Source organism: Candidatus Eremiobacterota bacterium (assembly GCA_031082125.1).
Lineage (GTDB): Bacteria > Vulcanimicrobiota > CADAWZ01 > CADAWZ01 > Ess09-12 > Ess09-12.
Genome location: JAVHLM010000050.1, coordinates 1 through 21753, shown reverse-complemented (window position 1 = coordinate 21753; position 21753 = coordinate 1). Strand labels below are relative to the sequence as shown.

The window sequence follows — 21753 nt, the reverse complement described above, 5'->3', positions numbered from 1 at the left end:
CGTGCCTCCCCGTTAAGGTCCGCCTGTCCTCTTCTCCGCATAGCGCGTCGCATCGGAAGCCTGGGGCTTCAGTGCCAGGAAGCTTCTGAAGGAGCTGAGTGCCTTTTCATCGCTTCCCTGCTCGTCATGGACGAGGCCAATGAGAAGAAAAGCGTCGGCGCATTTTTGGTCCTTCTGCAGGATATTTTCGCAGTTCCCTGCGATCCTCTGAAGCTCGTTCTTATTTTTTTCCGCATATTCCGGGCTCCTCTCTCCTGAAATCTCAATGATTCTTCTCCAGTATCCCTGCCCTTTCTGCGGCTCTTTTCCCCCCCCCGGCTTCCCCGAGGCATAGCGGGCGAAATCTGCTTTCAAGAGTCCTGTGAGGGCTGCGCCGCTCCCGGGCTGCACCCTGAGCACCCTGTCAAAGCAGTTCCTTGCCTCATTAAGGAAGCCCTGCTCAGTGAAGAGAGTGCCCAGGGCGCTGAGCGCCCTTATATCATAGGGATTCCTCGACAGGGCGCCCCGCCACTTGTCCCCTTCATTCCTCATGGCCTTGAGAGTAGCCAGCAGCGCCGCGGCAGTCGTCCTCTTCTCCTCATAGGAGGAGTCGGGAAGGGCCGGCAGGGACAGGAATTTCTCGCAGCATGCCACCGCCCCGTCGAGCCCCTCAAGAGGCTCCATCACGGCGGTGCAGTATGTGGCCATCAGCAGCAGGGCATCGTGGTAGCCAGGCTTGAGAGCCATGGCTTTCTCCAGGTCCCTCACTGCCTTGCGGTCAATGGGCTTCCCCTCGATGCCGGCCTGCTTTATCGTGCATAAGGCCCGCCTGTAATATGCCTCATGATAGGCCGACCAGAGGCGGAGTGCCTTTGAGTATTCGTCTGCCGCCTTGTGGTAATCGCCCTTCTGCAGATACGCCTCGCCGTAATGATAATAGAATTTTGCCCTTTCGGGGTTCTCCGTCACGGTGATTCCCATCGGCCAGGCAGCCGTGCCTGATAATCCCAGCAATACCAGAAGTGTGGCGAGGAAAGATGATCGATTTCTCTTCATCGGCGGCCTCCTCTTACTTGCCTGCTCTGCCGGCGGGCTCCTGTCCCCAGGTGTAACTGAAGCTGATAAGGTACTGCCTGGGCGTTGACTGGGAGTTGAGGCCCAGGCTCAGCCCCAGGTTGACTTCCCACTGCCTGTCCATGTGCCATCCCGCCATCAGGTTGAGGCCGCTTGCCGTTGAGAAGCTGCAGTTCTTCTGCGGCGTCTGAGTATAAAACTCGGCGGCGAGTGTATATTTCTGGTCGGGGATATAGGTTGTCATAAAGCTGTAAAAAGGAGTGAGACTCGAGGGGCAGGCGCCCGAAGGTCCCCAGTAATCCCACCCGTAATTTGCCGTGAAAGACCACTGCGGCAGGTCCCAGGTCAGGGCGAGAAGCCCGGAATAATCGGTGGCGCCGTTTCCCGAAAGCTGGGCATTGCCGGTGGTCTGGGGCTTCACTCCCAGGACGGCCGTGAGCTTCAGGTCCTTCTCCCGGGGCGTAAGGGCATATTTGAAGCCTCCCCTCATGTCCTTGAATCCATGAGCCTTGGTATCTCCGTCAATCATTATCATGTAGGGAAAGCCCACGGAAACGCAGCATGAAGGCGACAGGCCGTAGGTGATGCCAGAAATGGGGCTGAAGGAAAAGTCGTCAATCCCCGTGTCATTTTTCGAGTAATTGATGAAATACTGCCACGAGCGGTGCGGAAGGACTTGGGCAGTGGACGACGCGCTTATCCCTGACCCGCAATAAAGATTCTGCCCCTGGGCCGCGCCGATGCAGGCAAGCAGTAAAAGCGTGATAAGAACAATGCTTCGTGCCATAACCGTCACTCCTTCGCCGCGGCATGAGAGCTTCTCCATGAGATTCTGAGAGGCTCCCCTCATATTCCTCCCGCAAAGTGCGGTATTTCTTTCTCTGAAGGTCCCGGCGGCGCCCCGGTTGAAGTACCCTTCATGGCTTCTGACATTCTTTTCTCTGACCGGCACCGCGCCCTGAAAATAGTCATTGTCATCATCATTCTTTTTGTCTGCGGCCTCGCAACCTTCCATTACGGCAGATCACTCCCCTCGCTTGTCTTTCTCCCTGCTGCGAGAGACACCGCTGCAGGGCTTAACGTGCTTTCCTACTACACGGTATCCTCGATTGACGGGGAGGGAATCACGGTCAGGGACAGGAAGGTGCATGTGAGAGTGCAAGGCCCCTTCGAAAATGTCCGCCGCGGTGATATCATAAGTGTCGTGGGAGTGAGAACAGGCGATTCAATGGAGATGAAGCGCTATCACGTCCACAGGGGAAGGTTCCTGAAAAAGGCAGTGTCGCTCGCGGCGATGGCGTTCCTTCTCTCCCTCAGCTTCCGCTTTTTTCGTTTCGACAGGGCCACATGGTCTCTTGCCCCCAGAGAACTGCCCGCCACTCCTGAAGGGCGGGAAAAGGAGGATGAGCGTGCCTGATCTTGCCACCCATCTCCTCGTGCCCTATTTCCTGAACCGCGGTTTGAAGCTGAAGCTCTTCCTCATCATGCTCTGGGGCGCCGTGCTCCCTGACTTGCTCTCGAGAGTCCCGGGCTTCTTCACCGATATGGGGATAAGGTGGTTCTTCTTCGCATTCCATACTCCTTTCGCCACATTCTTCATGTGCTACGGGCTCTCACAGCTTTTCCATCAGAAGATAAGGAGGCAGGCCTTCCTGGCCATGGCGCTGGGGGCGCTTATCCATTATATGCTCGACCTGCTGCAGTTCACCGAGGCCAACTTCAACATTCTTCTCTTTCCCTTTTCAATGAGAACTGTCAATATCGGCGTCATCTGGCCTGAAGATTCTCTTTACTTTCTCCCCCCGGGACTGGCAGCGCTGGCGGTAATGCTGCTTTACGACAGGCTCATAAAGAGAAAAGCCATTATTTCATAGGCAGCGCAATAGTGAATGTGCTGCCTTCCCCCACTTTGCTTGTAATGGAGAATGTGCCGTTGTGCTTCTGCACGATTTCCTTCACGATGGAGAGCCCGAGACCTGAGCCCCTTTCCCCCGAAGTTCCCACGGCGGGTGTCATCTTGGTGAGGTCCAGGATTTTTGAGATGGTATTGCCTGCCATACCCACCCCTGTATCTGTCACCGATAAGGAGAGTCTGTCTTTTTCAGTGGAATCGATTATTACATTCACTGTCCCGCCTTTGGAGGTGAACTTTATTGAATTGGAGAGCAGGTTGTTGATGACTCTTTTTATTTCCAGCTCGTTACCCGGAATAACCACAGGCCCTTCGAGCCTGTTTTGAAAAATAAGCTCAATGTCCTTGGGGCGGGCCATGTACGTGAGTGTTTTTATCGATGAGAGCGCCGTTTCATTGAGTGAGAAGGGCTTCATTACCATTTCTTCCTGCTGTGAGGTGATAAGATGGAGGTCAAGGATATTGGAGACAAGGTTGTAAAGATATTCAGCAGATTCCTTGATGAGGTCGAGGAACTGCTTTGTCGTCTCATCTACAGGCTCCTCGGTATCCAGATAATCAACAATGTTGATGATTCCTGACAGAGGTGAGCGGAGATCATGGGAGCACGTGGCGAGGAAACGGTTTTTCACCTGATCAAGCTTTTCCAGCTGCACAATTTTTGCTGCCAGCTCCTTGTTGAGGAGGCGCACTTTAAGATGGACATTGAGTCGCGCGAGAAGCTCCTCTTTCACGAAGGGCTTTACCAGGTAGTCCGTGGCCCCTGCCTCGAACAATTCCAGAAGCGATGAGAACTCTGACATGCCCGTGAGAATGATGACGGGGATATCTTTTGCGTTCAGCTCATTGCGTATCTTTCTGCAGAGCACCTCGCCGCCCATCTCAGGCATGACAAGGTCGGTGATGACCATGTCCACCAGCTGCACTCTTGATGAGATAAGCTCAAAGGCTTCCCGGCCGTTATCCGCCTCAATGACGTTGACTCCGTAGTTCCTGAGATAATCAGCTATTATGCTCCTGGTGGTCTCATTGTCCTCGGCCACTACGGCATTGAGGCCTTTGATAATGTTTTCGGGCCTCAGGATGGAATTGACCGCCCTGAGCACCTCACCCTTCTTGAAGGGCTTGGTGATGAAGTCCGTGGCGCCGACTTCAAAGCCTCTTGCCCTCCCTTCAAGAGTATCGGTTCCCGTGACAAATATGATAGGAATCTTTGTATTGTTCGAAGTCTTGAACATCCTTGAGTAACGGCTGCTTCTCAGCTTCTCGCAGGTCTTGTAGCCATCCATATTGGGCATCTCCACATCGAGGGTGATGAGGTCCGGCTGCATGGAAATAAGGGTCTTGAAGGCTTCAACACCATCCTGGGCTTCATGGATTTCATAGCCATCCTCTTCAAGCTCAAGCCTTATCTGTCTCCTTATGGCGGCACTGTCATCAACTATGAGCACTTTCATAGCGCCCTCCCTTTTTCCGATTATACTATCACGCTGATTTCATGGCAATAAGCTCCTGTTATGAGGCTAGCCGGTAATATATGCCATATTCATCTTCCACTCTCAGAAATCTTCCGGTCACGCCGAAAAGGGTTTCCGTTGAGCCCAGAATCAGAATGCTCTCCTCCCCCATATGAGCGGCAAAGCGCTCGAAGAGCTTTTTCTTGTCTTCCTGGCTGAAATAGATCGCCACGTTCCTGCAGAATATTATGTCAAATCTCCCCAGTAACGAAAAATCCTCTATAAGGTTCAGCCTCCTGAAGGTAGTCATGGCGCGGAGCTCATCCTTCACTTTCCAGCCGCTGCCGTCCTGGATGAAATTTGTCCTGAGCCTCTCCGGTGAGAGCCCCCTTTCCACTTCCAGGGAAGAGTATCTGCCATAGCTCGCTTTCGCTACGCATTCATCAGAGATATCGGTCCCCATGATGGTCACCATGCCAATGGCCTTCTCTCTCAGGAGCTCTCTTGCCACCATGGCGATGCTGTATATCTCCTGGCCTGTAGAGCACGCGGCGCTCCATATGCTCATTGCAGAGCGCACAGGGTTTCCGTATGAACCGGGATTATGGATGAATTTCTTTACCATCTTCGCTCTGAGCACCTCGAAAGGCTTGTGATCCCTGAAAAAAAAAGTTTCATGGGTGGTGATGAGGTCGATGATCCTGTGCGGAATAATTTTCCGGGGATCATGGACCGACTTGAGATGGAGCTCACTTATGGTGGCGCACCCCAATTCTCTCGCCAGGGCCTCAAACCTTGTCTCCAGCAGATATTTTTTGCTTTCATCAAGGGACAGCCCGGTAAGCTGGTATATATAGCGGGAGAAGAGAGCAAATTCCTCATTGCTTACCTGCATGACATCCGCTATTCTCCCTCAGAAAGGGCAAAGCGCGTTATTGCACGGGCCATGAGCTCCAGGGGAAGGACCGTATCAACGATCTGTGCCCTGATGGCCTCCCTCGGCATGCCAAATACCACTGACGTGGACTCATCCTGTGCTATCACGGGGGCATTGAGCGCTTTCAGCATTTTGAGCCCTTTCACGCCATCTTCACCCATGCCTGTCATGATGACTCCCAGCACTCTTCCTCCATATACTCCTGCAAGGGAACGGAAAAGATAGTCGGCAGAGGGGCGGCAGTAGTTTTCCATGGGATCATCGGTAGCGACAATCACGGGGAGATTTGAATGCTCATCCCTCTGCACCTTCATGTGCCTTCCGCCGGGGGCGATATAGACCGTGCCCGGCTTCACCGCGTCTCCCGATGCGGCTTCCACAACCTTCAGCGCGCTTATCTTGTCCAGAGATTCGGCAAGGGCTGCAGTAAAAGTGGCAGGCATGTGCTGCACGATAAATACAGGAACAGGGAGGTCGCCGGGGAGCCTGGGGATGAAAACTCTCAGTGCCACAGGCCCCCCTGTGGAGATTGCTATTCCCACTGCCTCAATTCTCCGGTAGCTTATTTTTTCATAGGCACTGTCTGCCGCTCTCTGAGGTTCTCTGCCTCTGTCGGCCGGAGATATCTCCTTTGCCGCCTTGAGGAGGGCGCTCACTCTTTTGTTGTCCAGCACCACCTGGACAAGGGACTTCAACCGGAAGGCAAGCACTTCCATGTTCTCATCGGCCTTGGGGCTGTCCGGCTTCAGGATCATATCAAGCGCTCCCTCATGAAGCGCCTGCAGAGAAAGGGTGGCGCTCTGGCTCACGTGGGAAGTGATGAGAACAGTGGAAATATGGGGCGCGGTAGCTTTGATGAATTTCAATACTTCCAGGCCGTTCATCTCAGGCATATCCATATCAACGACCACGAGATCAGGCATCAGAGAAGGGATTTTCTCAACAGCGACTCTGCCGTTGTAGGCCGTTGAAACCTGTGACACGCCGGGGATCTGTTCCAACACGCCTTTTATAATATTTCTGAATATCGTGGAATCATCGGCCACGAGCACTTTTACAGCTTCTTCCGCCATGTGAGCCATCCTGTCAATCTGTTGGACTATACTTTGAATCTCTCCACCATGACTTTCAGCCTGCCTGCCACCTGCACGAGATTGCCGGAGCTTGAGGTGAGAGTCTTGCCGGCTTCCTTGATTCTATCTATGCCCTCTTTCACTGAGCCGATGTCTGAAGCGATGTTTCTGGACATATTTGCCGCAACGGCGATATTTTTCGTGGAGTCATTGACGCCGATAAGAGCCTGGCCGATATTCCTTGCGATACTTTTCGTGGTGACGCTCTGCTCTTCAACGGATGAGGCGATATTTGACACCGTTTCACTTACCGTCAGGATGATTTTGGAAATCTCCGAGATCTGCCCTATTGTATGGTTGGTGGAAGCCTGTATGGCTTCTATCTTCTGCATGATGTCGTCGGTGGCTGCATTAGTCTGCTTTGCCAGTTCCTTGACCTCGTTCGCCACCACCGCAAAGCCTTTTCCTGCCTCGCCGGCTCTCGCCGCCTCAATTGTGGCGTTGAGGGCAAGAAGCTTGGTCTGTTCCGCAATCTCAACAATGACGTCAGTGACCTTGCTGATGTCTTTTGCTGCCGCTCCGAGCTCCTTCACTTTCTCTGACGAGACATTGACGCTCTGCACGGCATTCTGGGTAATGCTCCTTGCCCGCTCCGAATTCTGGGAGATCTCGCCTATGGTGGAAGACATCTCTTCCGTTGCGGAAGCCACGCCGTTGATGTTTGTCGTGGATTGTTCAGTTGAGGCAGATATGGAAGCCATGTTGACGCTCATCTCCTCGGCGGAGCTTGCCACGGAAGTGCTCGTATTGCTCATGCCTACAGCATTCTGGGCCAGCTCTTCGGCAATGGAGGAAAGCTGCGATGATGACGCGGTAAGACTGATGGTCATCTCCATGATTCCCTTTACCATGCTCTTCAGATTACTGAGCATGGCCTCTATTGCCTTCATGAGCATGTCCTGAGATGACCGCTGCCTGACCTCAACTTCCAGGTTCCCGCCGGCTATTTCCTTGGCCACGTTGGTAATGGTATCCATGGAGTCAATCAGGGCGTTCAGGTTGTTCTTGATCTCGTTGAAGTCGCCTTTGTACTCATCCCTGATCTTCTCGGGTATGTCGCCTCTGGAGATGCGCTCCACGTATTTCGCGGCAACGCCGAGAGGCCCGATGACCGCGTCAAGAGTGTCGTTGACGCCCTGCACTATCCTGCGGAATTCACCCTGGTGCTTGTTTCCATCGGCCCTTGTGGCGAGACGGCCTTCCACGCCCGCCTTGCTGAGCATGTTGGCATCGGCCACCAGCAGATTCACCGCGTCAATGCACTGGTTGAGGTTGTTCTTGATCTCGTTGAAGTCGCCTTTGTACTCATCCCTGATCTTCTCGGGTATGTCGCCTCTGGAGATGCGCTCCACGTATTTCGCGGCAACGCCGAGAGGCCCGATGACCGCGTCAAGAGTGTCGTTGACGCCCTGCACTATCCTGCGGAATTCACCCTGGTGCTTGTTTCCATCGGCCCTTGTGGCGAGACGGCCTTCCACGCCCGCCTTGCTGAGCATGTTGGCGTCGGCCACCAGCAGGTTCACCGCGTCAATGCACTGGTTGAGGTTGTTCTTTATCTCGTTGAAGTCGCCCCTGTACTCATCAGTAATTTTCGGGGGTATTTCACCTTTGGCAATCATGTTCACATAGCTGGCGGCTACCTTGAGGGGCTTGACGACGGAGTCAAGGACACTGTTAAAGCCTTCGACAATCTCACGGTAGGCTCCCTGAAAGCCCGACGTCTCGGCACGCCTGTCAAGCTGGCCATTGACCGCGGCTTTGGTGAGATCAGTGATGGCATTCTTGATCTCCAGTTCTTTCGAGATATCCAGAATATACTCGACAGCACCAGCGATCTTTCCATTGTTATCAAAGAGAGGAACTGCAGTGTAGCGGATGGGGAGATCTCCCCTGGGGAGGCGCGCCACTGTCTCTCCTGTAAGGGCAGTGCCCTGGATCATCGCCCTGCCGAGCTGGCAGTTCTCCGTGTTGCAGTGGCCTGTGTGCATAAGGGAAAAGCATTTGCTCTGCAGGCACTGCTCTTGAGCCATGCCCGTAATGGACTGAGCAGCCCTGTTGGCATAGATTACGTTAAAATCACGATCTACTGCGACGACCGGTAATGGGAGTTCATCAAGGAGGGAGCGGGTAAGATCATCATGGCCGCCTGATGGCGGCGCCTGAGCCTCCTTTTCGCGTGCCGGCGCAGTGGCCGCCGGAGTCTCAGCAGTTCTCTCAAAGATACTCTTCCCTACATTGTATGGCATACAGTCCTCCCTCGAGCTTATTTTAATACTTTATCCGTTCAATGAGCTCCCTGGAAAGGGCCAGGAACTCCCTGGCGCTCCTGCCTCCGGGGGCATACTCAATTATGGTCTTCCCATAGGAAGGCGCCTCCGCAAGCGCAATGTCCCTCCGTATGACAGTGGAAAATATATCACCGGGAGCATATTCCCTGAGAAGATTCATTATCTGCGTCTGTTCTCTCAATTCCCGGCTGAGGAAGGGAAAAGGCGCAGGGTTCACCATGGTGAACACTATTCCGAGCAGACGGGGATTGACTCCGATGCCCGATTTTATCCTGTCAAGGGCGTCCCGGAGGCTTACAAGTCCCTCCAGTGTGAGGTATTCAGGCAAGAGAGGGATGACGTATCTCTCGCAGGCCGTGAGAGCGTTTATCTGGAGCAAGGAAAGTGACGGGGCGCAGTCAATAACAATAAAGTCATAGAGATGGCGCACATGGCTCAGCGCCTCTGAGAGCACTAATTCCCTTCCCGGGACATCGGCGAGATGAAGGTCTGCGGAGGCAAGATCGATGGACCCCGTGAGTATGTCGAGGCCCCCGAGAGATGTCTTTCTTATGCACTCTTCCGGCCGTGCACAAAAAAAGAGAATCTCGAAAAGGGAAGGCGTAAGCCTGTGATATTCCACCCCTACAGAGAGGGAAGCCGACGCCTGGGGATCAAGATCACAGATAAGCACCTTGTGCCCCTCGTGTGCCATTGCCGCAGCGAGGTTGACGGCCGTCGTCGTTTTCCCTGTGCCTCCCTTGTTGTTGATTATCGATACTATCATTTTTCAGGCCTTCCCATCTCTGGTGTTTAAAGGTCAAAGAGCCGCTTTCACTCTGTTCTTATCTTGAGCACTTCCTCAAGGTTCATGATAGAAACCAGCTCCCTGGGTTTCTTATATATGGAGGTAAACAATGAACCGGCAACTCCCTTGATGTTGGAGGGAGGAGGCTCAAGAAAGGACCTGTCTATCTCGATGATGTCATGGACAATATCGACAAGAAGGCCTATCCGCTCGCCCCCTGAATCCACGATGATTATCCGGCTGGTGACGCTTCTGTGGTTTTCTTTCATTTTAAAAAGGTGGCGCAGGTTGATGACAGTGACCACCGTTCCCCTGAGGTTTATCACCCCTGATATGAAGGCGGGCGAATAATATACCCTGGTAATATCAGTATTCTTGCATATTTCCTGCACGTGCCTGATGTCAAGGCCGCACAGAATATCGCCGATCTTGAAGATGACGGCTTCAATGATCTCTTCCATAGGTAATGTCCTTAATGGCTATACTTGGCTTATCTGTCTCTGCGCCAGGGAGAGGCGGAGCCTCTCCAGCAGATGATCCCTGTCAAGCTTGATTATATATTCATCTATGCCGGCATTGAGGCCCTTCTGTGCCGCAGTCTCGCCCGCGATGGAAGTAAGGGCGATGATTGGCAGGGCGCTCGTGGCAGGATTTTTCCTGACTGCCTGCGCCAGTCCCAGGCCGTCAAGGTTTGGCATTTCAATGTCGGTGAGCACTCCATCCACCTGATTGTTCTCAAGCAGCTCGAGAGCCTCAAGGCCGTCTCTCGCGAGAAGCGTCATATAACCCGCGTTTTTTAAAATCGAGTCAATATGATTCAAAAAGAATTCAGAGTCTTCGGCGACAAGAATTACGGGCTGATGGCGCTCCTCAGTGCCCTGCGGCTGCGTCGAAGAGGGGCTCCTCCGGGAAGGCTGCTGCTGCGGCGTCATCGACGAAAAATCAAGGACAAGGGTGATCCTGTCAAATATATTGAATGACCCCCTTATGCCGGGCTGCCTGAAGGTCACTTCATCGATAGTCTTGTCGGTCTCGATGATATCAAGCACTTCTGACACCATGAATCCCGCATCTTTTCCCGCCAGATGAAGCACGATTATATAAAGAAAATCGGAGTCGGCCCTGAGCGCGGTGGGGAGCAGCTCTTCCAGTGAATGCAGGGAGAGGGTGCTTTCTTCATAGCGAAGGGTAGGCTTGCCCGCGGCTTTCTCGATCTTTTTCCTTGAAATCCGCTCGATTCTCGACACAAGGGGGAGAGGTATTGCAAACTGCTCATCACCTTCATTCTTGACCAGCAGAAAGGTGCTCGGTTTCTTTGCAATCACGGTTTTCTGCTTCACAAACTTCTTCTCCGCCATTTCCTTCACTTCCGCAAGGTTCATCATCCTGCAGATTCCCAGCACGTCAAGAATGAGCGATATCCTCCCCGTGCCTTCAATGGTTGCTCCCGCATAGAGCCTGCAGCCTCTCAGGTGCCTCCCCAGGGGCTTCACCACAATCTCTTCAGACTCACTGAACGAATCCACTGCCATTCCGTAGCGGAGGTCGCCTACGGTCACCACCACTATGTTGATGCTGCAGGCACAGGTGACCAGGCGGTCCAGGTTTGTTTTTCCGTTGCCGCTTTCCGCGGCTCCCGCATCATGAGGTATCCCCAGAACATCCTGGAGGCTCACAAGGGGCAAAAGTTCCCCGCGAAGCCTGAAAACCACCGCGGAGCCTATCTTCTGTATCTGCTCCGCGATCTTCCCCGGGGGAACCCTCACCAGCTCGACGATACTCACCTGGGGAATTGCGAAGCGTTCATCTTTCAGCGCGACAATCAGGGAGGGAATGATTGCCAGGGTGAGAGGGAGCTTTATTTCAAAGGTAGTTCCCCTGTTCTTTTCCGTATCGAGATCTATCACCCCCCCGATCCTGGAGAGATTGGAGACTACCACATCCATGCCCACGCCCCTGCCTGAGACATCGGTCACGTTATCGGCAGTTGAGAACCCGGGGAGAAAAATAAGCTTCAGCAGCTCTTTTTCTGTCATCTCGTTAATCTGGACGGCAGAGAAATGACCGCTGTGAAGGGCTTTCTGCCTTACAGTCTCTCCGTCGATGCCTGCGCCATCATCACTGATTACTATTTTCACCTGCCCGGCCTCGTGGAATGCGCTGAGCCTGATAATCCCCTTTTCAGGCTTCCCTGCTCTCATCCTCGCTTCCGGTGCTTCTATGCCATGGTCCACAGCGTTTCTCATGAGGTGGGTAAGAGGATCACCGATAGCCTCAATCACAGTCTTGTCAAGCTCTACATCTTCCCCTTCAATGGCAAGCTCCACCTCTTTCCCAAGGTCCTTTGCAAGGTCCCTCACCAGACGGTTGAACTTGGAAAAGATCACTTCAATAGGCTGCATCCTTGTGGACATGATTGTCTCCTGGACCTCTGAGGTGATGAGGTTCAGTCGCTGAAAAGTTGTCTCTATCCCTCTTTTATCCCAGGTCCTTATGTTCTGCAGGAGCTGGTTTCTTGTGAGCACAAGCTCCCCCGCGAGGCTCATGAGGGTGTCCAGGGATTTGAGCTTTACCTTGATGGTGTCCTTGGAAAGGGCTGCAATTTGTTTATTGATGGAGTGTTCCTTCAGATGGAGATCCTCTGCGATTTCCGGCTCCTTTTCCCGTGGGGGACTCATTGGCGGGGAGGTGAGCATCTCATCAGATTCTGCCCTCAGGGAGCTTTGCTTCATCCTCTCGGATTCAGGCTTTTCCGGAAGAACAGGGGCCGCCTCTTCCATTTTTTCCTTTGCCCCGCTGTCGCGAGGCTCCTCATGCTCCGGGTCATAGATGACATGGAGGCGCTCAGGGAGGATCATCAGCACTGCCAGCAGGAGATCGGGTTCAAGAAGGTGGGTCCCCACTACAAAGAGGCGATCCTCTTCAGGGGCGGCGGGGTCAGCTTTTTCTGCGCTCCTCACCTCAAGTGTGTCTATCAGAGACATGCCATTCTTTTCCAGTCCTTCCAGAAGCTCCGCGGCAGTCATCCCCTTATCTTCCATATCCTTCTGCACGTCATATTCTATCATATAGATGAAAAGGCTCTCATTTCTCGCTTTCCGGGCCTTTTCGGGAGCGATGGTGAATATTTTTTTCCCGGAGGGGAGCTTCACTTCAAGCGCTTTTCGCTTTTCATCGCCATCTTTTCCCTCTTTTGACAGGATCACGATGTTTTTGAGAGCTTCGAGCTCTCTGGATATGTCAAAATACTCTGATTCATCAATAGTGGTAATCATCTTTGTGAGGAGATCCTTTGAATCGAGGAGGAGCGAAATGAGATCCTGGGAAGGCGACATTTCTCTGTTCCTGATCCTGCCCAGCACGTTCTCCATAGCATGGGAAAGCTCTTTCACCTTCACAAACCCGAGGAATCCTGAGCTCCCCTTGATGGAGTGGACGGCCCTGAATATCCTGTTTATCAGCTCATCATCGTATGATTCCGGAGAGATCTCAAGGAGTATGAGATCCTTTTCAAGCGATTCAAGATAATCCCTGGTCTCTTCAATGAAAAGCCTGGAATATTCGGCATTTCCTGATGAATCCATGGTGCGGGCTCTCTTTTTGTGATGTACAGGTATATTACACTTCGTGAAGATGGCTGAAAATCCTTTTCCCTGCTCATCTTAAATGATTTGACCATATTCTATCCTTACTTCATGGCAGTTTCCCGGAGCCTCGTGTCCAGAAAAGAATGAATGAGACCTCTGCATCTTTTCCCTCATTTATTACGGAACCTTAATATTCCTGTTACAGCATCTTAACAATAAAGGGACTCCCCGGCCATATATTTGTAACATCTTCCCCTTATAATAGATATAAAGAGTAAGCGGGGGGGGGGCGCACAATGGACACGATAAACAAGATTTTTTCAGGGTTCACAGGGTTCTTTGGCGAGGTCGGCACAGGGGGAACAGGGAAAGAGAAAGAAGTACCGGAAATCACCGGGCAGCCTCCCATGCAGGCAGCAGATACCTCGTCACTTTCCGAGGAGGCCAGGATGCTCCAGGACGAGAAAGTATCAAAGTCCTCAGAAAAGAAGGCGAGCACCCCTGAAGAGAGAAGAAACTCCGCCCTGGACTCCGCACAGAATATGATTGCCTCCACGCCTGGTTTTTCCGGCTACGATGCCACGATTGATTCCATGAGAAAGTCAGGAAAGCTCTCCTGTGAGAGCGGCATGAAAAATATCGCGCAGTATGACTCCCTGAAAGACATCATCCAGGTCAGCACGGAAAAAGGGAGCCTCGACAGGGATTTTGACGCTGAAGCGGCAAAGATCAGATCATCCATACTCTCGCCTGAGCAGAAGGCCGATAAGCTCCGCAAGCTCGAGCTCTCAAAATTCGACAGGGATCTTCTCCTTGCCGGCTCCCTTGTCCATGAGGGCGACCACAAGAAAGAATCGGTATCCCTCAACAGGAAAAAGGACGAGCTGAAGGCCTACACTTCAGAGGTGAACTTCTACGCCAGGCAGCTGGAGGGCTGCAAGGCGAAAGAGGGTGATTCACCGGAGGTGCAGAAGGAAAAAGAGGCGAAGAGAAATATCATCAAGAGCGCAATAAATTCAGCAATCACTGATGCCCGGACAAAGGAAGGCGTGAATCTCGGCGTATCGGTCCCTTAAAGGAGTTTTCCGTGGCGCAGCCCTCTGATTTTGTGACAGATATCCTGCAATGGATCCTGCTTTCAATGGCCCTGGGCTTTCCCATGGTGATATTTTTCCTGGAGGAAAAGCCCCTTGTATGGGGGCTCATACTTGGCGACGGGGTCGCTCTGGCCTTGATAATAAGCGCATACAGGCACTCATGGAAGCCTTTATGGCTGGTCCTCTCGGCTGTTCTCTGCTTTATCTCCATCTCTTCCGCGTACATATCAGTGAAATACCTTGCCAGGCGGCAGGGAGCGGCGGGGGCGGCCGCCTATACGCTGGTATCGGCGCTCCTGGGATGTGTATTTTACCGCTCTTACCTATGCCGCGTCACTGATGAGATCATCCCCGCCATTGTCTATTTCTGCCTCTTTCTCTTCTGGAGCACCCTGCTTCTCATTGAAAAGGATCTGAAAGTGTTTTCAAAAATAAAGCCTTACCAGGCGCTGCTTGCCTTCCTCGGGATTTTCGCGCTGTGGGCCGCTTTCTCGTTCTTCCGCGCGTAAAAGGAGGGCCATCGCTTAAGGCTCTGCCAATGAGCGGCCGAGGGAATTGATGAAGGCGCCTGCCTGTTCCTTCACCTTTCGGTAATCACCGTCCTCTTCTCCGAAGTGAATGCTTATGGAAGGGATACCCTCGCTCTCAAGAGCTTTCTGAAGATGTGGATCATCACCGGGGGCATGCTTGCAGGAGGCTGGGGTAATGAACAGCAGGGCCCTCGCATCATAAAGCATTACCTGTTCCGTGAGGTAAGCGCACCTTGCGGCAATGCCATCTTTTCCCTGACTGGCTGTGCAGCATAGGTGAAGAAGGCACTCTGCAATGAATTCCAGAGGATCATCTTCACGAGAGTGAGAGGGCTTCTTCTGCAGGAGCCCCGGGAAAAGATCGCACGCCACAATGGTGCATCCCTCTTCTTCGATAGCCCTCAGCAGGTCCACAGGGGTCACCGCGCACGACGGTGAGACAATGGTGAAAGGAGCACTTTCATAGGCCTGCTTCTCCCGTTTCATGGCCCCCCTGAAATACTCCTGCGCGAGCTTCATATGGTGAGCCGGATGGAGCAGAAGGGCGCTTCTTTCCATGGAGCAGTATTCATCAAGGGGAATCTTCCAGGGAGCGGCTGAGCGGGCTTTTCCGAGGCTTTCCAGCAGCTCTCTTTGAGTACCTGTGAGAGCAATAGCTTCACGGAGCTTATCATAATAGGGCTCATCAGGCTTATGGCCCAGCATGAGGGCTGCCAGGGCAAGAAGCTCATCCCTGAGTGAGGCAATAGCGGCTTCAGGGCTCAAGTCAAGGGGGATCTGGAGGCGTCTCACCCACAAGCCAGTGGTGATGCTGTCCCACATCCCGGAGAGCTCCCCGGCTTCGTCGCAGAAGGAAGGAAAAAAGATGCCGCTGAGAGGCGGCAGGGTGTCCTGCCTGGCTGATGCCATGAAGTCCTGCAGAGATCGGCATCCGCCTTTCAAGCCCACGGAAAGGCCTCCGGCGGCATAGACGAGCTCGCGGGGAGCGCAGCTTGGAAAATATCCCACAACAGGCGCGCCCTGGTGCCCATAGCTCCATGCCCTCACGGCGACAAGCCCGCTGCCTTCACAGACATTCTTCAAGGTCGCGGCAATGACGGCCGCATCATCGGCTGACACAGGTTTATTCCCCGCTGTTGAAAATATTCCTTATGTATTCATTTTACGCAAAAAGGGAGCCCTGAGTCAAGTTCTGCTGAAGGGGATTCACCACCCTGCTCTCTGACACTGAAATTAAACGATGAAGTGCCTATCGTCTAGGCGGCTCCCCGGGGAGAAGAGGGTCGGGGCCATCCGGTGAGCCGCTCCAGATGTGGGCTGCCTCGCGGCAGCCGCCGTCACAACGCCCCATCTCCTGGCAGGGAGAGCACTCCCTGGGGAGATAATCTTTCAGGGCGAATTTCCTCCAGTAAGGGTGATCCTTTACCTTCTCCACCTCATGGATGTGATGAAGCCTCACCGGCGAGTGGTTGCATACCCGCACATAGCCCGAGGGATCGATGGCAAAAAAATCCAGGGCCGCCGAGCACTGCGTGCCCACTTTCAGGTGGGTGTGCCTGCCCTCGTCTACCAGGCAGAGCGGGAGCTCCGTTCCCACGTTCCCGCGGCGATTGGCCGTCCTGAGGACGCCTTCGGCCACCTCCAGCATCTCTGCCACTCCCTCCCTGTCAAGCATCAGCTCCCCGGCGTTGGTTATTCCCCTGCCTCCCGGCATGAACCTGTTGAGGAGCACCGAGTCGGCGCCTGCCAGGAGGCTCTCCGCCATGGTCTCATAAAGCTCGTGGAGGTTCTTTCTTGTCACGGTGATCCCTACGTGGGTCTCAATGCCCATCTCCTTCGCCCTGGTGAACCACTTCAGGATGTGCGTTGAATCGCTTGCCCTGGTGTGATCGGTGAAGGTGGTAAGGCCCGGCATGCTCATCCCCAGGTGAATTTTATGCCTGGCGCATATCTCCAGGATCTTTTCGCTCATTATCTTCCCGTTGCTGAGAAGATGGACGGAAAGGGGAAGCTTCTTCGTGACAAGGCCTTCGCCTTCCGTCTCGATAAGCTCTGCCTCAAGGGATGCGGCGAAGGTGAGGAGCTCTTCGATGCCCTCCTTGAGCAGAGGCTCTCCGCCCGTGAAGGCAACGGATGAGATGCCCATTACGATGAGCTTCTCAATGATGGCTTTCCATTCATTGATGGTGAGCTCGGGCCTCTCGTCAAAATCCCCCCGCGGGGAAAACCAGGGGCACGAGCAGAAAAGGCACCCGTGGTTGCAGCGATAGGTCATCTCCAGCACTGCCGTGGCAGGGAGAAAGGAAGGGGCAAGGCAGCTTGTGACAGGCCCTGTGTCCATCCACTCTCTTTACACGGCGCCCCGGTTTTTCCTGCAGGCATCCCCTGGAGAAAGACTATGGAAAATCAGCATCCCAGGCCTCATGGACTCTTATCCTGCCTGCCTCGATAATACAGAGCTTTTCATCAGAACGAATATTAGTGAGGGCTTTCAGATATTGTCTCACAAGCTGTTCTATGAATGAAATGCCTGAATTCTTTGGCTGGCGGAAAACGGCTATTCCGCTTGATTGATTAGGCGGAAAGCGTGTCACGTCAGCGAAATCAAGGTCCATTGTCACAAGACAGCGGCTTTCTGCACAGCATTTCCTGAAAAGATCCCTGTCAGAGCATCCCGCAATTCCTTGATCATGGACTGTCTGAACATCATATCCTTCTGACTGAAAGATATTCTTGACCCGGGTCCCAAAATTCTCATCAAGCTTGAACTTCATCCCGCAGCCTCTAGAGGAAAATCAATATAGCGCTGCCGGGACATCTCTGCCCCATAGGCGATTGCAGCCCGAATGTCCTCTTCTTTGAGGTGAGGATATTCTTTCAGGACATCCTCAATGCTCATGCCATCGGCGAGGTAATCAAGAATGAGTGACACCCATATTCGAGTGCCGCGGATGCAGGGTTTTCCAAAACATATTTGAGGATCTATTGCAATCCTCTGAAGAAGGTCTTTCATATTCTACTCCCCCGGCATTAATTATGAATGTTCTCTGACTTCTCATCTACAATTATACCATAAATATCCTGTTCCAGGTTGGAAGAAATCCTTTTCTCCTCCATCGAAACTCTTTCTCAAAGAGTGAGGTGATTTTATGGCCGACATAGAGGTTCTCAGGGAAATGGACGGGTAGATCAGAAAACGGCCCGGAAAGCGGCACCCTTCCTGGTAAAGGCCGAGATTCTTCTCTCTTCTCTGCACGAAGAAGAGCACAGGCTCATAGCCTGAAAATACCAGTCACTCACGAGTAGTGTGAGCGAGCGGGTTGCATGGCTTGTCATGGGGCTTGTGGAGGTTGCAGCAATGCTCTCTGAGATGTCATCGGCATCGCGGGAGCGCCGCGCCCGTTAACTCTGCTCCACGGTGGCCCCGCAGTCGCCGCAGAATTTCGATTTGGGCGGGAGCTTTACGCCGCACTGTTTGCAGAAGCTTTCCCCCGCTGAGAGCTTGATCCCGCACTGGGGGCAGAACTTTTTCCCGAGGGTGGCGGCGCCGCACTCGGGGCATTTTTCCGCCACTTCCTTGCCTTTCTCGCTCATCCTCTTGTTCTCTTCAAGGAAAAGATCATTGGAGACCTGGGTTCTCACGTGCTCGGCTCTTATGGATGTCTCTTCTTCCTCTGCAACTGGGGCGCACTGCTTGCACATATCCTTGTGGGTATTCCAGCAGACTTTCTCGCATGTCCAGTCGCCGCAGCGCCGGCACTTCTTGAAAAGGGGCTTCACTTCATCGATGGCCTGCTTCAGGGCCGCGTCATGCTGGGGGCCGCCCACGGCGCGCTGCACCTCGTAGGCAGTGTGCCCCACGTTACCGAGGGCGCCGCCCAGGAAGCTCGAGGCGCCTCTCAGGAGGCTTCCCACGACGCCGATGGTGTTGGGCCGGAAGGTGGACATGTAGCCGTCACCGCAGCGCTCGCAGTTGAATTTGAACTGAAAGCCCATGTCAGTAGAAAGATCCTGGTAATTATCAGTAAACTCTATTGCTCCCATAAGAACCTCCATAAACTGGAAACCTGGGGACTCTCTCCTGTTTTGAACAGCGCCCTCAGGACCGTCAATCCTCAATTGTGTAACTATGGTAAATATACGGCAGCGGCCTGCCCCCTGCGGTGGGCCTTACTTTTTCAGCAGGTAGCCCAGGCTTTCGTCCTCCGGAGGTCCGGGTGCCGGGCTCTCCTGGACCGGCGCTGTTTCAGGCTCATAGTCGGCGATGCCTTCGGTGGGCACTGATACTGAGGGAAGGGCGAACCCGACGGGTTCCTGGGCGCCTCCTCAGCCAAAAGCCTCTTTCAGCTTCTTTTCTTCAATGCCCATAAATCTGTCATAGAGGCCGTGACGCTCGAGCATCGCCGCCGTCTCCTTCGCAAGGCCCCCTGACATTGCCAGGATGTTGGGGAAGGAGCCGTCGATGGTCTTCATCGGCGAGATCAGCTTCCCGTCATTCGTGGCCGATTCGCCGCCGCCGAGGGGCCCCTGCATCTTCTGGCACTTGAGCATATTGAGAAGCCAGGCAAGGCCGTAATTCCCCGTCACCTGCTCCCTGTCCGAGAACTCCTGGAGCATCGGGAAGACGCCGTAGATGGCAAAGACATTGTTGTGCTCCGGTTCGAGGGTGCCTATGCCCTCTATGCCGCAGGCAGAGTAATAGCCGTTTCCGCCGGGCTCATTGGTGGACGAGGCGAAGCCTGGATAATGGCGCTCGGCGGCATTCTGGGAGCGGATCTCCTCGCGGATCCTGAAGAGCTTCTTGAAGGGCTCCAGGTCGCGCGTCGGCAGGAAGAGATGGGCCCATGACTCGTGAGAAGAGCCTGCCCATGCCTGCCAGGTGGTGCCCCACTTGGTATCCACCTTTTTCAGCTTGTAGCTGTCCCAAATCTTCTGCTCCGCGCCCTCGGGGAGGCCCTTGCCGAAGAGGGCCACGTAAAGAAGCAGCATGTGGCCTTCATGAATGCCGTCAAGATAATTGCACTTGCCCGGCGCGAGCTCATAGGCCGAGTCCGCAGACTTGGGATCGACGACCTTGATGTCTCCCCTTACCAACCCCTTGTCGGGATCATAGAACATCTTGACGACGTTGCTTCTGAGCAGGTCATTGTAACGGCCGTAGCGGTCGGCGAGGTCAGTCATTCCCTTGTCCCTGAGGGCCTGCTCGGCATCGAGAAGAGTCCATATCCACTCGCCGTTGTCCAGGCCCGGTACCTGGCTCTCCCAGTCAGGTGTCGGCGTCATATCCTTTCCGCTCTTGAACCAGGGAACAAAGCCCCCATAGCCGGGGTTCTCCTTATTGAACTTCTCATAGCTGTCCATCTTCTTCCTGAGAATATCTGCGGCGAGCTCAGGAGCCTTCGAAGGATCATCCTTCGAGACCACCAGGGAAACTTTAGGATCGCCTGCAAGCGCTTTAATGCAGAGCCCTATATCAAGGCACTCCTTGGATGGAGCGCTCCAGTTCCTCACTTCCAGGGGTTTCCCCGTTTTCATGTCAAGCTTGATGCCGTCGAAGCTGAGGCCCGACTCTGGGTCCCTCGCTATGGCAAAATAGGGCGCCTCGGCCATGAGATAGTCTTTCGTAAAGGCTTCAGCCTTCTCGGCATTGTTCATTACTTCGTCTATTGAATAGCGGGGCGCGAACCTGTAAGGCTCGCCGAGCGTCGAGACACGCTCATCAAGACCGGGGATATCTGAGAGGGCCACGGGCAGGAGGGTGCTGAGGAGGCTCTCCTGGGTCATCTGGAGATAATTCAAGGTGGGACGTGATGCGGCAGCTCCTGCTGCCACTATCCGGCCATAATCAGGGACCCTGGACAATGACGATTGTCCGCCAATAGAAACAGCATCTCCGGGAAGTCCGCATCCCGATGCCGTCCCGTGCGGTATCGCTCCTTCCTTCCCATGGCTGGCCCCCGGCCTTTCATTCCAAAGATCTTTTCTGCCTATCGAGTCCATTGTAAGCCCTCCATTCCGGCCCCTGGTGCTTCCTATTTTATATGAATCGTAAATTCGTTATCCTGGCTCTCACAATCACAATAGCTTGTGCTGAACTGCATCGTGTCCACATCTCCCGGCTTTGTCCGGGGATTGGCCACATCGAAGAAAAAGACCGTCTTTCCGGCATCAGACCCGGGCTCATAGAATGACGTCCCATGGATCCCGTTTTCCGGGGGCAGGGAGTCAGGGAAGTTTTTGAGCACCGTTTTCTCGGCGGAAAACCCGCCGCACATGAATTCCACTCCTATGAGACCGGCCGAGCGCTCAACAGTGATCCTGCCGGTCTCTGCAGCCCTGAAAATCTTTCCCTCCTCATCAAGCTTGCCGTATGTGGCAGACCACGCCGCCACCTGGCTGTTTCCCGCCATCACACCCGAAGCCTTGAAACCTGCCTTTTCAACCATAAGTGTCCCCCCCCCACAATAATGCTATTCTATCTATACCATAAAAGCATATAAAAATCCAGAGATCAGGGGCAGAGCAGAAAGTGACGGCAGTCTCATGAAACATTGATATGAAGGCTGTCGGTGATCATGGGGCCTGAAAGGTGTCATGAAATTTACAATTTTTTAATAGTAAGGCCTCCCCCCCCTGCCGGATGTTCAGATGAGGCTCAGGAAGGCCTTATCGCATAAATCAATGGTCTTCAGGGTCATTTTGACCTTTTCACCCCTTCTGAGCCTCTGGCGGGGCATCCTGCGATGGCCTTAAAACCCATTCAATATGAGCTTTTCTGGGGGTGGTCCTTTTGCTTTTTCTCTTTCAATATGGTATCATTATTACATGGATACGTTTGAGACCCACACCATTCACTCACTGTTCCTGCCGGATGAAGAAGAGCTTCTTCACCTCAGTGATTCCTTCGCTTCAGGGGGCTACGAGGATATGCTCCTCCTCCCTGAGCCTTATGAGCTTCCGAGGGGGACAATC

The 21753-nt window shown here is 53.6% G+C and carries 20 protein-coding genes; 4 read left to right on the top strand and 16 right to left on the bottom strand.

The features are described from left to right. Window positions 1-12: 12 nt before the first annotated feature. On the bottom strand, window positions 13-1035 hold the full coding sequence (locus RDV48_30220; protein ID MDQ7827112.1) for a tetratricopeptide repeat protein: 1023 nt from the start codon (window positions 1033-1035) through the stop codon (window positions 13-15). A 13-nt stretch (window positions 1036-1048) separates the two neighbouring features. Continuing rightward, window positions 1049-1840, bottom strand: coding sequence for a transporter (locus RDV48_30215; protein MDQ7827111.1), 792 nt, complete (start codon window positions 1838-1840; stop codon window positions 1049-1051). Between the two features lie 132 nt (window positions 1841-1972). Here RDV48_30215 and RDV48_30210 point away from each other — a divergent pair, with 132 nt between their 5' ends. Further along, on the top strand, window positions 1973-2470 hold the full coding sequence (locus RDV48_30210; GenBank protein MDQ7827110.1) for a hypothetical protein: 498 nt from the start codon (window positions 1973-1975) through the stop codon (window positions 2468-2470). Next, complete coding sequence (locus RDV48_30205; protein ID MDQ7827109.1) at window positions 2463-2927, top strand: hypothetical protein; 465 nt, start codon at window positions 2463-2465, stop codon at window positions 2925-2927. Before RDV48_30210 ends, RDV48_30205 begins: the two co-directional genes overlap by 8 nt. Here the strand turns inward: RDV48_30205 and RDV48_30200 are convergent. Genes RDV48_30200 through RDV48_30170 form a run of 7 tightly spaced genes read right to left on the bottom strand, consistent with a single transcriptional unit; the run spans window position 2917 to window position 13151 of the window. After that, window positions 2917-4422, bottom strand: coding sequence for a response regulator (locus RDV48_30200; GenBank protein ID MDQ7827108.1), 1506 nt, complete (start codon window positions 4420-4422; stop codon window positions 2917-2919). The two genes, RDV48_30205 and RDV48_30200, sit on opposite strands and share 11 nt — an antisense overlap. A gap of 58 nt (window positions 4423-4480) precedes the next feature. Next, on the bottom strand, window positions 4481-5317 hold the full coding sequence (locus tag RDV48_30195; GenBank protein MDQ7827107.1) for a protein-glutamate O-methyltransferase CheR: 837 nt from the start codon (window positions 5315-5317) through the stop codon (window positions 4481-4483). Between the two features lie 8 nt (window positions 5318-5325). Continuing rightward, window positions 5326-6432, bottom strand: a complete 1107-nt coding sequence (gene cheB / locus RDV48_30190; GenBank protein ID MDQ7827106.1) for a chemotaxis-specific protein-glutamate methyltransferase CheB — start codon at window positions 6430-6432, stop codon at window positions 5326-5328. Between the two features lie 26 nt (window positions 6433-6458). Further along, window positions 6459-8738, bottom strand: coding sequence for a methyl-accepting chemotaxis protein (locus RDV48_30185; GenBank protein ID MDQ7827105.1), 2280 nt, complete (start codon window positions 8736-8738; stop codon window positions 6459-6461). Window positions 8739-8760: 22 nt separating this feature from the next. After that, entirely contained in the window at window positions 8761-9546 is a 786-nt protein-coding gene (locus RDV48_30180) for a ParA family protein (GenBank protein MDQ7827104.1), read from the bottom strand. A 47-nt stretch (window positions 9547-9593) separates the two neighbouring features. Next, on the bottom strand, window positions 9594-10028 hold the full coding sequence (locus tag RDV48_30175) for a chemotaxis protein CheW (GenBank protein ID MDQ7827103.1): 435 nt from the start codon (window positions 10026-10028) through the stop codon (window positions 9594-9596). Between the two features lie 18 nt (window positions 10029-10046). Next, on the bottom strand, window positions 10047-13151 hold the full coding sequence (locus RDV48_30170) for a chemotaxis protein CheW (GenBank protein ID MDQ7827102.1): 3105 nt from the start codon (window positions 13149-13151) through the stop codon (window positions 10047-10049). Between the two features lie 299 nt (window positions 13152-13450). Here RDV48_30170 and RDV48_30165 point away from each other — a divergent pair, with 299 nt between their 5' ends. Both RDV48_30165 and RDV48_30160 read left to right on the top strand, forming a co-directional pair. Then, on the top strand, window positions 13451-14230 hold the full coding sequence (locus RDV48_30165; protein MDQ7827101.1) for a hypothetical protein: 780 nt from the start codon (window positions 13451-13453) through the stop codon (window positions 14228-14230). A gap of 11 nt (window positions 14231-14241) precedes the next feature. Next, entirely contained in the window at window positions 14242-14760 is a 519-nt protein-coding gene (locus RDV48_30160) for a hypothetical protein (GenBank protein ID MDQ7827100.1), read from the top strand. A 15-nt stretch (window positions 14761-14775) separates the two neighbouring features. On the opposite strand, the gene RDV48_30155 is transcribed toward RDV48_30160, so the two are convergent. From RDV48_30155 to RDV48_30125, 7 genes are all read right to left on the bottom strand, one after another. Next, window positions 14776-15900 (bottom strand): 2-hydroxyacyl-CoA dehydratase family protein, encoded by a 1125-nt coding sequence (locus RDV48_30155; GenBank protein MDQ7827099.1) that lies wholly within the window; start codon window positions 15898-15900, stop codon window positions 14776-14778. 130 nt (window positions 15901-16030) lie between these two features. Then, a complete protein-coding gene (locus tag RDV48_30150) occupies window positions 16031-17122 on the bottom strand; it encodes a radical SAM protein (protein MDQ7827098.1) in 1092 nt (363 codons plus the stop codon). A gap of 55 nt (window positions 17123-17177) precedes the next feature. Continuing rightward, window positions 17178-17555, bottom strand: a complete 378-nt coding sequence (locus tag RDV48_30145; protein MDQ7827097.1) for a DUF5615 family PIN-like protein — start codon at window positions 17553-17555, stop codon at window positions 17178-17180. Further along, window positions 17552-17794 (bottom strand): DUF433 domain-containing protein, encoded by a 243-nt coding sequence (locus tag RDV48_30140; protein MDQ7827096.1) that lies wholly within the window; start codon window positions 17792-17794, stop codon window positions 17552-17554. Before RDV48_30140 ends, RDV48_30145 begins: the two co-directional genes overlap by 4 nt. Before the next feature lie 389 nt (window positions 17795-18183). Next, entirely contained in the window at window positions 18184-18825 is a 642-nt protein-coding gene (locus RDV48_30135; protein ID MDQ7827095.1) for a zinc ribbon domain-containing protein, read from the bottom strand. A 282-nt stretch (window positions 18826-19107) separates the two neighbouring features. Beyond that, complete coding sequence (locus RDV48_30130; protein MDQ7827094.1) at window positions 19108-20781, bottom strand: hypothetical protein; 1674 nt, start codon at window positions 20779-20781, stop codon at window positions 19108-19110. Window positions 20782-20813: 32 nt separating this feature from the next. Then, the gene (locus RDV48_30125; protein MDQ7827093.1) at window positions 20814-21227 is read right to left on the bottom strand and encodes a hypothetical protein; all 414 of its coding nucleotides are present in this window, start codon (window positions 21225-21227) and stop codon (window positions 20814-20816) included. Window positions 21228-21753 lie beyond the last annotated feature (526 nt).